The sequence below is a fragment of the Marinitoga sp. 1154 genome, from assembly GCF_013363285.1.
GTDB lineage: Bacteria > Thermotogota > Thermotogae > Petrotogales > Petrotogaceae > Marinitoga.
In genome coordinates this window covers 49,002-63,329 of record NZ_LBFB01000014.1, presented here as the reverse complement: position 1 = coordinate 63,329, position 14,328 = coordinate 49,002, and the positions used below count along the sequence as shown (strand labels likewise).

Genomic DNA, 14,328 nt, shown 5'->3' with positions numbered 1-14,328 from the left:
TCCATATTGAGGGAATTAAAAGCGTCAGAAGTTATACTAAAAAGTTTGTCATTTAAATTGTCCAAAACAAAAACATTTCTAGAACTTCTGAACATGGTATCACCTCCAATAAGTTTTGGGTACAATACAATAATACTACAAAATAATAATATTACAAAAATAAATCTGCATCAAATAGTGGGGGTGATGCCCTTTTTAGAAATAGCTTATAATCAGTTTTCTGTAAATTGAATTTACACAAAATAACCAATTTTTTATAATTTGGGGGTGAAAATATGTCATCTATTCTTATTGTTGAGGATGATCCTGATATTAAGGATATATTAAAAACCTATCTTGAAATAGAAAGATATGAAATATTTGAAGTTGATTCGATAAATGAAATGACTAAATTTTTAAATTCTAATAAGGTTGATATTATATTACTTGATATAATGTTACCGGATGGTGATTCAGTTGATATATTACCTTATATCAGATCAAAAAATAAAAATACAGGAATTATAATAATTTCTGCAAAAAATACAGATAGAGATAAAATTTTTGGAATTGAAAGCGGAGCTGATGATTATATTACAAAGCCATTCAATCCCAGAGAAGTTGTTGCAAGGGTTAGAGCATTATTGAAGCGGTTAAAAAATGAAGATGAAAAATTACAATTTGAAGATCTGGAAATCTATTCTAATAATTATACTGTGAAATACAAAGGTAAGATTATTGATTTAACAGCAAAAGAATTTGAAATATTATATTTATTAGCTAAAAACAATAATAAAATATTTTCGAGAAATGAGATTATAGAAAGTATATGGTATGACAATGAATACATTACGGATCGTGTTGTTGATGTTCACATTAGTATGATACGCTCTAAAATAGGCAAAAACTGGATAAAAACTATTAGAAATATGGGTTATAAATTTAATAAAAAAGTTACAGATTAGGGGAGAAAACATGGAATTTCAAACATTGGATTATATTGATGAGGCTTATATAATTTTGGATAAAATTAAAGTAAAACGTGCTAATATGAAAGCTAAAGATTATGGATTTAATGAAAATAGCGATATTATAAATATAATGACATTTAATGAAATAGATGAATTTATAAAATCTATTATTAATTCAAAGGATTTTAATATTAATTCAACAGTATATTTTTTCCATGGAAAAAGCAAATATCTTTCTATTAAATATTTTTCAAAAGAACAGGTTCTTATATTAAAAGATAGAACTGAACAGGAACTTTTAAAAAAAGTCAAAGCAGATTTTATAACTTCTTTATCCCATGAAATAAGAACACCTTTATCTGTTGCAAAAGGGAATATTTATATACTCGATGATTTTATAAAAGAAGTTAATTTGAAAAAAAACATATCTAAAGTAAAAGAATCCTTAAATAAAATAGAAAGAATACTGGACCAACTTACATTATTATCCATGGCAGAATTTGGTAGTTATGTGCTAAAATATGATATATTTGATCCTGGAAAAATTTTCAGTGATGTTATAAGTGATCTTGAAAACAAAATAACGAATAAAAAAATAAAAATAGATTTTATATCTAATGTAGATTATTTAAAAGGTGATTCTTTTGTAATATATACAATTTTAAGAAATTTAACTTCAAATGCCATAAAATATTCACATGAAAATTCAACAGTAAAAATTATAATAAATAAAGAAAAAATAGTTGTTGAAGATAGTGGTATCGGAATAAGAGATAATGAGAAGGATAGAATATTTGAAAGATTTTATAGAGGATATGATGCAAAGAAGTATGCCAGAGGTTCCGGACTTGGTTTATCCATTGTGAAATATTTATGTGAGTTAGCTGGATATAAAATAGATTTCGAATCAAAATGGCAGGTTGGAACTAAGTTTACAGTTCACCTTACATGAAATTAAATATTTGCTTTGCAATATACACGCTACCGCGAGAAATAAGATAAAAAATAGATATTAATAAAAAAATCAGTATATTTGCTTTGCAAATATACACGCTACCGCGGGTTGTAGGATAAGCAATCGAGATGTTTTAGTGAATTTGACTTTTTAATACATTTTAAATAAATTATGATGTCCAAAAAGTAAAGTCGCTCAAACCTTGATTGTTAATCCTCAAAAATAGCTCATTCTCGCCGGTCGTATCAGACTCACGTCCATGTTCGGCTTCACTCAATTTTGCATCCGTGCAAAATTGACCGGCTACATTCGCTATTTTTTCGGACAATCTGCGAGTTTTCGCTTGCTTTACTAATTGGACACACTAAAATAAATTTAAACAGCAAAATGTTAATTTTGCTGTTACGTTATATTAATTGATTTTTTTAATTTTTTTGTGTATGATTTGTGAGAATAAAAATTTGGGAGGTGGGTAAATTGGAAAATTCAGTGGTATTAAAAAATGATTTTCTTGGAAGGTCCCTTGCGGTTATAAATGACTTTACAGTTGATGAGCAACTTTTTTTGTATAATCAAACCTATCGTTTAAAACAAAAATGGCTTAACAAGGAAGATTTATCTGAATTTATGATTAACAAAAATGTCGGTATTTATATTGTCTTTATTGAACCAAGCACAAGAACCAAAGAATCCTTCATCAATGCTGCAAAATTCCACAAAAAAGCTAGAGTTACAATCTTCGATTCAAATCATTCCTCCTTTAATAAAAAAGAAAGTTATGTTGATACATTTAATATGCTAACTGGCTATAGTGATTATTCGATTTTCATTGTTAGAACAAAATTAGAAGGTACATGTAGATTACTTGAAAGATCCGTTTCTCAATTTGCTCTCAGAAATAACCTTCCTATTCCTTCTTTTATTAATGCTGGAGATGGTAAACACGAACACCCTACACAGGAACTCCTTGATGAATTTACTTTCCTTGAAAAAAAGAATTTTGATAACTCTTTTATCCATATAGCCCTTGTTGGTGATTTACTTCATGGAAGAACTGTCCACTCAAAAATCAATGGTTTGAAAATTTTTAAAAGTGTTAAAGTAGATTTAATTGCACCAGAAGAAATTTCAATGCCTTTTCATTATATAGAAAAAATGAAGAACAACGGCTTTGAAGTTAGAATATTTGAATCTATAGAAAAATATTTAAAACAGAAGGATATTGCAGATATATGGTATTTTACCAGACTTCAATTAGAAAGAATGGGTGAAGATATTTTAGAAAAAGAATTTATATTAAGAAATTCAGTTACTTTCAGAAAAGACTTTCTATCTCTACTTCCACACCAGGTAAAGTTTTATCATCCTCTTCCAAGACACAAAATACACCCCACAATTCCTACCTTTCTTGATAAATTACCTTTAAATGGTTGGGAAAAACAAGCTATTAATGGATATTGGACAAGAATTATATTATTATCAATGTTTGGTGGTGCGTTAAAAGCGGATTTTAACACTTCTGTAAAAACGGAAATGCTTGATGAACCAAAAATAGATGATGAAAAATTCATAGTAAATGCGGAAGTGAAAAATGGAAATAAAGGAGTTCAAAAAGAAGGAAAAAGAGGTATTAAACCAATTAAAAATGGAACTGTTATAGATCATATTGCAAAAGGGAAAAAAACTGAAGAGATTTATTTAACAATTATGAAAATAAGAAAAATAATGAAATTCTTTGATATAGATAGTGCAGATGGGATTTTTAAATCAGAAGATGGAAATTTTAAAGGATATATAAGTCTTCCTGATAGGTATTTAACCAAAAAAGAGATTAAAAAATTATCGGCTATTTCGCCTAATATAACTGTTAATATAATAAAAAATTCAAGGGTAATAAAAAAATATAGAATAAAACTACCACCAAAAGTATATGGATTTGAAGAATTAAGATGTAAAAATGAAAATTGTATAACAAATCCTATTTATGGTGAAAATGTTAAAGGTTCATTCATAAAAGATGAAAAAGGACAATTGATATGCGAATATTGTGAGACACCACACGATTATAATGAAATATGGGATATTTAACATTAAAATATTCATATATTAAACGTTTATGTATTAAAAATTTATATAATAGGTGATAATATGAGTATTATGATAAAAAATGCTGAAATAATATCACATTCTACAAATGGAAAATTTAATATATATATAGAAAATGGAAGAATAATTGAAATTACAAAAAATCAAAAGAAAGCTAAAGTAACTAAGGTAATTGATGCAAATGGATACGTAATTATACCAGGAATAATAGATATGCATACACATTTAAGAGATCCCGGTTTTGAATATAAAGAAACTATAGAGACAGGTCTTAAAGCAGCAATTCATGGAGGAGTTACAACATTAGGTGTAATGCCTAACACAAAACCATCTCTTGATAATTTGGAAAGCCTTCAATATATAGAAGAAAAAAGTCAAAAAACAAATCTTTCAAAAATTATTCCTATTCCTGCAATTACAAAAAAAAGAGAAGGAAAAATAATAAATGATTTAAAAAAATTTAGTAAATATGGATATAGATTTTTCTCAGACGATGGTGATCCAGTTTGGGATGATGAAATAATGTTAAAAGCTTTGCAAATTACAAAAGAATTTAATGGAATTATAATAAATCATTGTGAAGACAAGAGATTTTTGGGAAAAGAGATATTTGAATCATTGATGGTTGCAAGAGATATAGAATTATCAAAGTTTTCTAATTCTCATGTTCATATTGCTCACATATCAACATCAAATACACTTGATTTAATAAAGTATGCAAAAATAGAAGATTTAAAAGTAAGTTGTGAAATAACCTTTCATCATCTTTTGTTAGAAAAGGAGAAAAACAATACATTAAAAAAAATAAATCCTCCATTACCAGACAAAGATACTCAAAAATATTTGATAAATAATCTTGATTATATTGATATTATTGTAAGTGATCATGCCCCACATACATTAAAGGAAAAGAATAAAGATTATGAAAACGCGCCTAATGGAATATCAGGATTAGACATCTTTTTACCTGCTATTTATACTCTTTCAAAAAAACATAAAATAGATTTCAAATATTTAATAGAAAAAACAACTTATAACCCTTCGAAAATTTTTAAATTATCAAAAATTGGGGACATAAAAGAAGGCTATTCAGCAGATTTAGTTATTTTTAATCCAAAAGAAGAATGGGATAAAATAATATATTCAAAAGGTAAAAATATGCCCTATAAACAATTATATGGAAAAGTATTATTGACAATGATTGATGGGAAAATTAAATATAATGAAAGGGGATTTTAATGAAAGCTATAATAAAAGAAAATAGGAATACAGAAAATTATATATTGTTAACAGTAGAAACAGAAAAAAGAATAGATATAGAACCAGGTCAATTTGTAATGATAAAGCCAGAATGTTTTGATTTTTCAAAGCCGTTTTCAGTAATATATCAGGAAAATAATATAATAAAATTTTTAATAGCTGTAGTTGGTGAAATGACTTCAAGAATAAAGAATTTAAAAACAAATGATGAAATAGAAATAAGAGGCCCTTATGGAACTCCATTTATAGAAAAAATAGAAAAAAATAAAAAATATGTATTACTTGGAGGAGACTGCGGTTCAGCACCACTTATACATTTTTCAGAGAAATATCCAGAATTTGTAAAGGGTAAAATATATGGTTTTTCAACAAATGAAATAAAAAAAATAATTGATTTAGAAGGGTTGCACATAGATGAAGAGAAAAATATAAATATGCTTGAATATGCTAAGCAGTTGAATATTACAAATAAAGATTATTTATTGATTTGTGGTGGTTTAGATATGATTAAAGCTACACAAAATGAATTTAAAAATAATAGAATATACGCATCTTTAGAAGCGAGAATGGCATGTGGAATTGGTATGTGTAAGGGCTGTCCAATAAGAACGAAAAATGGAATAAAGATGATATGTAAAGATGGGCCGATTTTTGATTTAAGTGAGGTGCAACTTGAATGGTAAAAATATGTGGTGTTAATTTCAAAAATCCAATTATTATTGCCTCTGGACCAGGAGGTAACGGAAAAGAATTATCGGAATATATAAATTTAAATAAGTTAGGAGGATTTACCGCGAAAACGGTAACGCCTGAAAAGAGAGAAGGTAACCCACCACCAAGAATTGTAAATGTTAAATCTGGAATAATAAATTCAATAGGACTTCAGAACCCTGGAATAGAAGATTTCATGAAATATGATTTGCCATTTTTAAACAAATTAAATACAAATATAATACTCAGTATTGGCGGAAATAACAAAAAGGATTATCTTGAATTAATAGAAAAATTAAATAATTCAAAGGCAGCATTTTTTGAGTTAAATTTATCCTGTCCAAATGTTGGAAAAAGTGGAATCCCATTAGGAACAGATGAAATAGCGATTTTTGATCTCTTAAAAGAAGCAAAAAAAATATCAAAAAAACCGTTGTTTGTAAAATTTGGTGTGGAAACATTTTTGGAAGAATTAGTATATTCTGCAATAAAAGGTGGAGCTGATGGTGTAACATTGATAAACTCACCAAAGGGAATGAAAATATCAATAGAAAACAAAAAACCAGTATTAAAGAGAGGGGTTGGAGGATTTAGTGGCCCAGCTATAAAACCAATAGCTCTTGCGACTATATTTAGAATAAAAAGAAAGTTTAAAAATTTGCCAATTATTGGAATGGGAGGAGTATTTGATTATAAAGATGCGATAGAATTTATTATGGCAGGTGCTAATTTGGTTGGAATAGGTTCTGGAGTAATGAGCAATCCAGAAATACCTACAAAGATAATTGATAAATTAGAAGAGTATTTTAAAGAAAAAAAATATGAGGAAATATTATCTTGCGCTCTGGAGGGATATTATGTATAAAAAATATATAGAAAGAAGAAAAAAAATAAATTCTGTATTATTTGTTGGATTGGATAGCGATGAAAAAAGGATAAAAGGAGACATTTTAGAATTTAATAAAAAAATTATTGATCAAACGCATGATTTAATATGTGGATATAAAATAAATATAGCGTTTTATGAAAAATTAGGTCCAATTGGAATGGAAATTCTGGAAAAAACAATAAATTATATAAAAAATGATCCAGAAATACCAATTATATTGGATGCTAAAAGAGGGGATATTGGGAATACAGCAAAAGCATATGCAGAATATTACTTTAAAAGATTAAAAGTTGATTCATTAACAATAAACCCGTTAATGGGAATAGATACATTAGAACCATATTTGGAATATGAAAATTCACATATTTTTTCACTTGCGTTAACTTCAAATAAAGGGGCATATGATTTTGAAATTTCAGATGAATTATATTTGAAAATAACAAAAAAAATGAATGAATTAAATAAAGAATATTTAAATAGAATAGGTATAGTTGTTGGCGCAACTAATTCAGAATATATAAAAAATATTATTTCAATATCAGAAAATATGTTATTTTTAATTCCGGGAATAGGTACTCAAGGTGGCAATATCAAAGAATTATTTGAAAATTTAAACGGATATGAGAATATAGTAATTAACATATCAAGAGCTATAATTTTTGATGAAAACCCCAAAGTTAAAACAATAGAATTTAATGAAAAAATTAATAAATGGAGGTAAAGGAATGGATATATTAAAACTTTTAAAAGAAACAAATGCTATTTTAAATGGGCATTTTTTGTTATCCTCAGGTCTTCATTCGGATATATATATACAATGTGCTCAGATATTAAAATTTCCAGAATATGCTGAAATTCTTGGTATAGAATTATCAAAAAAATTTATGGAAAAACCAGATTATATTGTTTCGCCTGCTCTTGGTGGCATTATAATAGGATATGAAGTTGCCAGAGCGTTTAATATACCTTTTTTATTCACAGAAAGAAATAAAGATGGAAAAATGGAATTAAGAAGAAATTTTTATATAGAAAAAAATAAAAAAATTATTATAATTGAAGATGTAATAACTACCGGAAAATCTACATTTGAAGTTATTGAGTCATTAAAAAAATACGAACCAAATATTATTGGAATTGGATGTATAGTCAATAGAAGTGAAAAAAATAAATTAAATGATCACACATTAGAAACATTAGTAAATGTAAAAGCTAAAACTTATAATGAGAATGAATGTCCAATGTGTAAAGAGGGTATAGAATTGTATAAGCCAGGTAGTAGAAAATAAAAGCCGCCATAAGGCGGCTTTTATTGATTAGTATTAATATGCTGGCATATCTGGCATTTCAGGTGCTTTTTCTTCTTTTGGCTCATCTACTACCAATACTTCTGTTGTTAATAACATTGAAGCGATTGAAGAAGCATTTTGTACAGCACTTCTTGTAACTTTAGCTGGATCAATAATACCTTTTTCAAACATATCAACATATTCATTATTTAATGCATCATATCCATATGAAACTTCGTCTTTTGCCAATACTCTATCAATTATTATTGCACCATCAACACCAGCATTTAATGCTATCTGTCTGATAGGAGCTTCTAATGCGTTATATACAACTTTTGCTCCGATTAATTCGTCTCCTTCTAACTCATTTAATAATGGTTCAACAGCTTTTTTTGCTCTTAATAAAGTTACTCCACCACCAGGAACTATACCTTCATCAACTGCTGCTCTTGTTGCTGATAATGCATCTTCGATTCTATGTTTCTTTTCTTTTAATTCTGTCTCTGTTGCTGCACCAACTTTAATTACAGCAACACCGCCAGCCATTTTTGCTAATCTTTCCTGTAATGTTTCTTTTTCATATTCTGATGTTGTATTTTCAATTTGTGCTTTTATTTGTTTTATCCTTTCTTTAATCTTTTCTTCGTCACCTTTTCCGCTAACTATAATTGTGTCATCTTTTCTTACTTTAACAACATCTGCTCTACCTAAGTCGTTTAAAGTCACGTTTTCTAATGTTAATCCAACTTCTTCGCTAATTACAACTCCACCTGTTAAAATAGCTATATCTTGTAACATAGCTTTTCTTCTATCTCCAAAACCTGGAGCTTTTACTGCAACTGATTCTAAAGTTCCTCTTAATTTATTTAATACTAATGTTGATAATGCTTCACCTTCTACGTCTTCTGCAATAATTACTAATGGTTTTCCAGCTTGAGCCACTTTTTCTAATACAGGAATTAATGGTTTAACTGTTGAAATCTTTTTATCTGTAATTAAAATGTATGGTTCTTTCATTATTGCTTCCATTTTTTCTGTATCTGTTACAAAGTATGGTGAAATATAACCTCTGTCAAATTGCATACCTTCTGTGAAGTCAACAAATGTTTCCATTGTTTTTGAATCTTCAACTGTAATAACACCATCTTCTCCAACTTTATCCATTGCATCAGCAATTATTTTACCAATTTCTTCATTATTAGCAGAAATTGATGCTACATGAGCGATGTCATCCTTGCTTGATAACTTTTTGCTCATTTTACCAATTTCTTCAACAGCCTTTTTAGCAGCTTTTTGAATACCATTTTTCATTAACATTGGATTAGCGCCAGCTGCAACATTTTTTAATCCTTCTTTTATCATTGCTTGTGCTAAAACTGTAGCTGTTGTTGTACCGTCACCAGCAACATCATTTGTTTTTGAAGCTACTTCTTTTACTAATTGTGCGCCTAAATTTTCAAATTTATCTTTTAATTCTATTTCTTTAGCTATTGAAACACCATCGTTTGTAATTGTAGGAGAACCCCAGCTTTTTTCTAAAACTACATTTCTTCCTTTAGGTCCTAAGGTTATTTTAACAGCATTTGCTACTTTATCAACACCTCTTTCAAGAGCTCTTCTTGCTTCTTCTGAAAACATCATCATCTTTGCCATTTCACAACACCTCCTTAGTCTTCATATTTTGCTAAAATATCATCCACATCAATTAAGATAAAATCTTCGTCATCTATCTTTATTTCTGTTCCAGAATATTTTGCAAAAATCACATGATCACCTACGTTTATTTCTACATCATCATCTATGTTTCCAACTGCAACAACTTCTGCTCTCATAGGTTTTTCTTTTGCGGTATCTGGTAATACTATTCCACCTTCTGTTTTCTTTTCTTCTATAACAGGTTTTATCAATAATCTGTTACCTAATGGTTTTACTTTCATTCATATCACCCTCCTTACTCAATTTTTATTTTTAGCAGTCAAAGTATCCGAGTGCTAATTTCCGATTAATATGATACCCTTTCTTGAAAAAATATTCAAGTCTGAATATTTTATATTATAAGTAATTAAACACAATTATTACTAATTACATGTTTTTTACTCATTTTTTCTTTGAGTTATGATTTTTTCCATATAATTTCATTATGTCTATCATCTATTATTTCGTTTATATCTTCTGGAACTGTTAAATCTGATGAATATTTTTTTATTACTTCAATTATCAAATCCTTTGGCAATGATGATATTACCCATAAATCACTCAATAATACTTTGTTATTTTTCACCGGAGATTTTATTATAGAACTTTCAACAGCTTTTAAAAATGTAGATAATCCTTCTTCTTTATAAAAACCTTTGCCGGTATCTGAACCATAATTTATTGGCATTTTATCCCTCCTTAAAATATTGTTGTCAAATATATTATATCATTGATAAATTACGTTTAAATTGAAATTTTCACATCGTTTTGATTATTTTGATTCATCATTTTTATCTATATAACTTATTATCGATGTTACTACAAAAACAGTTATAAGATAACTAAAGATAACTCCTAACAATAAGAGAAGACCAAATCCAATAAAACCTCTATATTTAGCCAGCATAAATGTTCCAAAAGCGGCTCCGGTCGTTAATGTTGTCATTGTTATAGCTTTACCAGTACTTTTTAATGCCAATCTTAAATTTTTTTCCCTTCTATATCTATGAATCAAATGTATTCCATCATCTACACCTATTCCAATAATAAGAGGTAAAGCTACTATATTAACCACATTTAATTTAATATTAAACCAACCCATTACACCAAGTATTAATATTATCGACAAAATCATTGGTAATAATGCCATCGTAGCGTATTTAAAACTTTTCATATCGAATAATAATACAATATATATAAATATAATTGTTAATAATAAAATCTTTTTTCCTTCTCTTGCAGATATTTGAATAACGCGTAAAAATATTAATGCAGTACCACTTATATTTTTTAATTCCAATTTTTCCAATTGTTTGAAATATTCCTTTTGATATTCAACGTTCCATATATCTCCGTTTGAATATGCTGTTGTTAAAATCTTACCATCATTACCAAGATAATTACTTTTTATTTCATCTGGAATATCATTAAGAGTAATTAATTTATCCGAATTTAGATTTTTTCTTAATTCAGTTATTACAGAAATTATTGTATTTTCTATGTTTACTAAATCGTTTATATTTTTATTTGATATTTTTATTAAAACACCACTTTTTATAATATCTCTCAATTGTTTTGCTAAATCTTTATATCCCATAAGATTTAAAGATATTGCTGCTTTTGCCATATTGAAATTAAGTGAGCTGAGTACTTTTTTTAATTCTGTTGTGTTTAATTCAAATTTTTGAATTGGTGCGTTCTTTGTTTCATATGCATTTCTTAGACGTTTAACCTGCAATTCTGTATCAGGCAAAAAAGGAGAAATACTATCTACTTGTGAGAAAATTTTTAAATCTTTTAGTTTGTTATATAATTCCTGTGCTTCAATTAAGTTGTTGCTGATAAATATTGTATTGTCTGGAGAAAATTCAAAATTTTTTAAAATTTTTTCATTTAATTCGATACTTTCCAGGCCTTTTGCTTCTATATTCATCATGTTTTTATCAAATTCAACATTATTTATTTTGATGAATGACAAAATTATTAAAGTTATCATTAAAAATATGTTTATATTTCTATACTTTTTTATGTCATAGTCTATAACAAAAATGGTCCCTGGATTTTTATATTTATTTCCAAATGTTTTTAATAATATTGTTAGTATAAAAATTGCTGCTAATAATGTAAAAATTATTCCTGAGGATAATACTATACCAAATTCCTTAAATCCAGGAAATGAACTTATTGAAAAAATTCCCATTCCAATTGCCGTTGTTACTGCTCCAGCTATTATACCCCTGACATTCTTTTCAAATATCCCTTTTATTGATTCTACTATAGATAAACCTTCATTTCTTAATTCTATAAATAAAGATATTATATGTATGGAATAATCAATTCCCAGACCAGCTAAAATTGCTCCCATCATTATTGTCATAATATTTAATGACCCAATAGTAATTTTTGTAAATCCCATACCCCATATAATTCCTAAAATTAGAGGAATAACAGATAATAACATATATCTTATGCTTCTAAATCCCAATAAAAAAATTGTTATTATTAATATTAATGATACAGATGTTGCTACTGCCATATCTCTTTCTGTTACAATCATTTCGTCTCTTGCAATAACCAGAGTTCCTGTTAATCCAGCTTTTACGTTAAATTTTTTAGCTTCTTTTTTAACATTTTTTTCTATGGAATTCACAAGAGTAACAACCTTTTTTATATCATTAGAACTAATTGAGGGCCGTATAATAATCAAACCAAAAGTTCCATCTTTTGTTATTAAATATTTTTCACCAAACAGCATATTAAAAAATTTTTCTCGTATTTTTTCTTCATTACTATTCTCTATTTCATTAAAGAAATCATACATTGATTTTAACAGATATTCAAATTGTTTTCTATCCTGCTCTGTTATTTTATAACCATTTTCTGGTTCTTTGAACATAACATTTAGAGCTTCAAAAAAACTCGTAAGGTCATATGATGTATATAACTTTTTTAAAAAATCCTGCTCTTCATCTGGGGATAATAAAAAAATATTTTTTGAAATGAAATCAACTGGATTTTTATAATAAATAGCATCAATATGATCCATGCCTTTTAATTTTTCCGATATATCTTCAACATAAGAAATTATATTTTCTCTTTTTCCTTCAATTCCAATTATTACGCTATCTACACTTTTGAAACTCTTTGTAGCGTCTTTGTATACTTTTACATATGGATCATTATCCGGAAGCAAATCCAGAAATCCTGGTCTTATCTGAAGTGTAACTGCCAATGCAAGAAATATTATTGTTAATATGGAAAAAAATATAAATATGCTTTTTGAGTGCTTAATAATAAAATTACCCAGAGTTTTCATGCCATCACCTCTCAATTAAAAGTATTCTGAATATATTATACCTTAAAATTGCTTAAATATTGATAATTAATAATTTTATATTGGATATTTTGATATCAAAGATTTGTATTTGCTAACATATTTACCCAATAGTTTTTGAAAAGAGTAAAAAAATAACCAGAAACGTAGTTTCTGGTTATTTGCTACTTTTTCTTTTTATGAATTCTGTAAATAACGACATTCTTATAGGATGTGTATTTTCTCCGAGCATTAATTCATATAAACGTTTAAAAGCAACATTTCCCATTTCCTGTTTATATACTTTAACAGTTGTAAGTTTATATTTTTTTGCTTTTGGTATGTCATCAAACCCTACAACAGAGATATCTTCTGGAATTTTTATATTATATTTTTTTAATTCTTCAATTACTCTAATAGCTGTAATATCGTTTGATGCAAATATAGCCTGAGGCATATCATTATTTTTTATTAATAGTTTTATAACTTCATCCATATTATTCCTTACATCATCATATTTGTAATATATAGGTTTTAATTTAGAAAGCATCATAGCTTCTGTATAACCATTATAACGATTTCTGAAACCGTACGAGTTTAAGGGGCCATGTATATGAACAATTTTTTTCATCCCTTTTTTTATCAAATAATTTACTGCATAAAAGGCTCCACTAAAACTATCAGGTAATATGCTGTCAATTTTTTCACCTGGTATATAATGATCTAATAATATTAATGGTTTTTTGAAATTTTTATATAATTCTAAAATATTTTTTGTTACATCACCACCAACAAGTATATATCCATCAAAATTTTCTTCAGGATTTTCCAGAATTATTTCTTTAACATTAATGCCATAAAATGTTGCCATTCCTTTTATTTCTTTCAATATAATTCCATAAAATTGCCCTATTTCATCTGTTGAATCCTTGATTAATTCCATTCTTTTTCCCAGGCAAATTGCAATATTAAATTGTTTTTTACTTTTAGCCAGAGCTTTAGCAGAAAATTTTGGTTTAAACTTTAATTTTTCTATGGCAGATAAAACCTTTGCTCTTGTTTCTTCATTAACATTTGCACTATTGTTAATAACTCTTGATACGGTTGCTTTAGATACACCAGCTAATTTGGCAACCTCATCTATTGTTGCCATATTTTCACCT

General features: G+C 27.3%; 13 protein-coding genes. 8 read left to right on the top strand and 5 right to left on the bottom strand.

What is annotated here, in order from left to right; all coding sequences use genetic code 11:
* The first annotated feature begins 275 nt into the window (after positions 1-275).
* The 8 genes from XO12_RS07610 (at position 276) to pyrE (ending at position 8,157) form a co-directional block, all read left to right on the top strand.
* Positions 276-944, top strand: coding sequence for a response regulator transcription factor (locus XO12_RS07610; RefSeq protein ID WP_175420041.1), 669 nt, complete (start codon positions 276-278; stop codon positions 942-944).
* 10 nt (positions 945-954) lie between these two features.
* Entirely contained in the window at positions 955-1,902 is a 948-nt protein-coding gene (locus tag XO12_RS07605; RefSeq protein ID WP_175420040.1) for a sensor histidine kinase KdpD, read from the top strand.
* 480 nt (positions 1,903-2,382) lie between these two features.
* Positions 2,383-3,993, top strand: coding sequence for a bifunctional aspartate carbamoyltransferase catalytic subunit/aspartate carbamoyltransferase regulatory subunit (locus tag XO12_RS07600; RefSeq protein WP_175420039.1), 1,611 nt, complete (start codon positions 2,383-2,385; stop codon positions 3,991-3,993).
* A 60-nt stretch (positions 3,994-4,053) separates the two neighbouring features.
* A complete protein-coding gene (locus XO12_RS07595; RefSeq protein ID WP_175420038.1) occupies positions 4,054-5,250 on the top strand; it encodes a dihydroorotase in 1,197 nt (398 codons plus the stop codon).
* Positions 5,250-5,954, top strand: a complete 705-nt coding sequence (locus tag XO12_RS07590; RefSeq protein WP_047266498.1) for an FAD-binding oxidoreductase — start codon at positions 5,250-5,252, stop codon at positions 5,952-5,954. The genes XO12_RS07595 and XO12_RS07590 overlap by 1 nt, the downstream gene beginning before the upstream one ends.
* Positions 5,948-6,847, top strand: coding sequence for a dihydroorotate dehydrogenase (locus XO12_RS07585; protein ID WP_047266497.1), 900 nt, complete (start codon positions 5,948-5,950; stop codon positions 6,845-6,847). Before XO12_RS07590 ends, XO12_RS07585 begins: the two co-directional genes overlap by 7 nt.
* Positions 6,840-7,592 carry an orotidine-5'-phosphate decarboxylase gene (gene pyrF / locus XO12_RS07580; protein WP_047266496.1) on the top strand — a complete coding sequence of 251 codons (753 nt, stop codon included), beginning with the start codon at positions 6,840-6,842 and terminating at the stop codon, positions 7,590-7,592. The genes XO12_RS07585 and pyrF overlap by 8 nt, the downstream gene beginning before the upstream one ends.
* 4 nt (positions 7,593-7,596) lie before the next feature.
* Entirely contained in the window at positions 7,597-8,157 is a 561-nt protein-coding gene (pyrE, locus tag XO12_RS07575) for an orotate phosphoribosyltransferase (RefSeq protein WP_047266495.1), read from the top strand.
* Positions 8,158-8,190: 33 nt separating this feature from the next.
* Here the strand turns inward: pyrE and groL are convergent, their stop codons facing one another.
* The 5 genes from groL to XO12_RS07550 all read right to left on the bottom strand — a co-directional run bounded on the left by groL (position 8,191) and on the right by XO12_RS07550 (position 14,318).
* Positions 8,191-9,810 carry a chaperonin GroEL gene (gene groL / locus XO12_RS07570; RefSeq protein ID WP_175420037.1) on the bottom strand — a complete coding sequence of 540 codons (1,620 nt, stop codon included), beginning with the start codon at positions 9,808-9,810 and terminating at the stop codon, positions 8,191-8,193.
* Between the two features lie 14 nt (positions 9,811-9,824).
* The gene (groES, locus tag XO12_RS07565; protein WP_047267209.1) at positions 9,825-10,094 is read right to left on the bottom strand and encodes a co-chaperone GroES; all 270 of its coding nucleotides are present in this window, start codon (positions 10,092-10,094) and stop codon (positions 9,825-9,827) included.
* Positions 10,095-10,270: 176 nt separating this feature from the next.
* Complete coding sequence (locus XO12_RS07560; protein WP_047267210.1) at positions 10,271-10,540, bottom strand: hypothetical protein; 270 nt, start codon at positions 10,538-10,540, stop codon at positions 10,271-10,273.
* An 84-nt stretch (positions 10,541-10,624) separates the two neighbouring features.
* Positions 10,625-13,168 (bottom strand): RND family transporter, encoded by a 2,544-nt coding sequence (locus XO12_RS07555; RefSeq protein ID WP_175420036.1) that lies wholly within the window; start codon positions 13,166-13,168, stop codon positions 10,625-10,627.
* Positions 13,169-13,343: 175 nt separating this feature from the next.
* Positions 13,344-14,318 carry a LacI family DNA-binding transcriptional regulator gene (locus XO12_RS07550; RefSeq protein ID WP_047266490.1) on the bottom strand — a complete coding sequence of 325 codons (975 nt, stop codon included), beginning with the start codon at positions 14,316-14,318 and terminating at the stop codon, positions 13,344-13,346.
* Positions 14,319-14,328: the final 10 nt, after the last annotated feature.

Excerpts from the sequence above, each read along its gene's own strand:
- XO12_RS07610 (WP_175420041.1), top strand. The coding sequence starts at position 276 with ATGTCATCTATTCTTATTGTTGAGGATGATCCTGATATTAAGGATATA.
- XO12_RS07605 (WP_175420040.1), top strand. The coding sequence starts at position 955 with ATGGAATTTCAAACATTGGATTATATTGATGAGGCTTATATAATTTTG.
- XO12_RS07595 (WP_175420038.1), top strand. The coding sequence starts at position 4,054 with ATGAGTATTATGATAAAAAATGCTGAAATAATATCACATTCTACAAAT.
- XO12_RS07590 (WP_047266498.1), top strand. The coding sequence starts at position 5,250 with ATGAAAGCTATAATAAAAGAAAATAGGAATACAGAAAATTATATATTG.
- XO12_RS07585 (WP_047266497.1), top strand. The coding sequence starts at position 5,948 with ATGGTAAAAATATGTGGTGTTAATTTCAAAAATCCAATTATTATTGCC.
- pyrF (WP_047266496.1), top strand. The coding sequence starts at position 6,840 with ATGTATAAAAAATATATAGAAAGAAGAAAAAAAATAAATTCTGTATTA.
- pyrE (WP_047266495.1), top strand. The coding sequence starts at position 7,597 with ATGGATATATTAAAACTTTTAAAAGAAACAAATGCTATTTTAAATGGG.
- groL (WP_175420037.1), bottom strand. The coding sequence starts at position 9,810 with ATGGCAAAGATGATGATGTTTTCAGAAGAAGCAAGAAGAGCTCTTGAA.
- groES (WP_047267209.1), bottom strand. The coding sequence starts at position 10,094 with ATGAAAGTAAAACCATTAGGTAACAGATTATTGATAAAACCTGTTATA.
- XO12_RS07560 (WP_047267210.1), bottom strand. The coding sequence starts at position 10,540 with ATGCCAATAAATTATGGTTCAGATACCGGCAAAGGTTTTTATAAAGAA.
- XO12_RS07555 (WP_175420036.1), bottom strand. The coding sequence starts at position 13,168 with ATGAAAACTCTGGGTAATTTTATTATTAAGCACTCAAAAAGCATATTT.
- XO12_RS07550 (WP_047266490.1), bottom strand. The coding sequence starts at position 14,318 with ATGGCAACAATAGATGAGGTTGCCAAATTAGCTGGTGTATCTAAAGCA.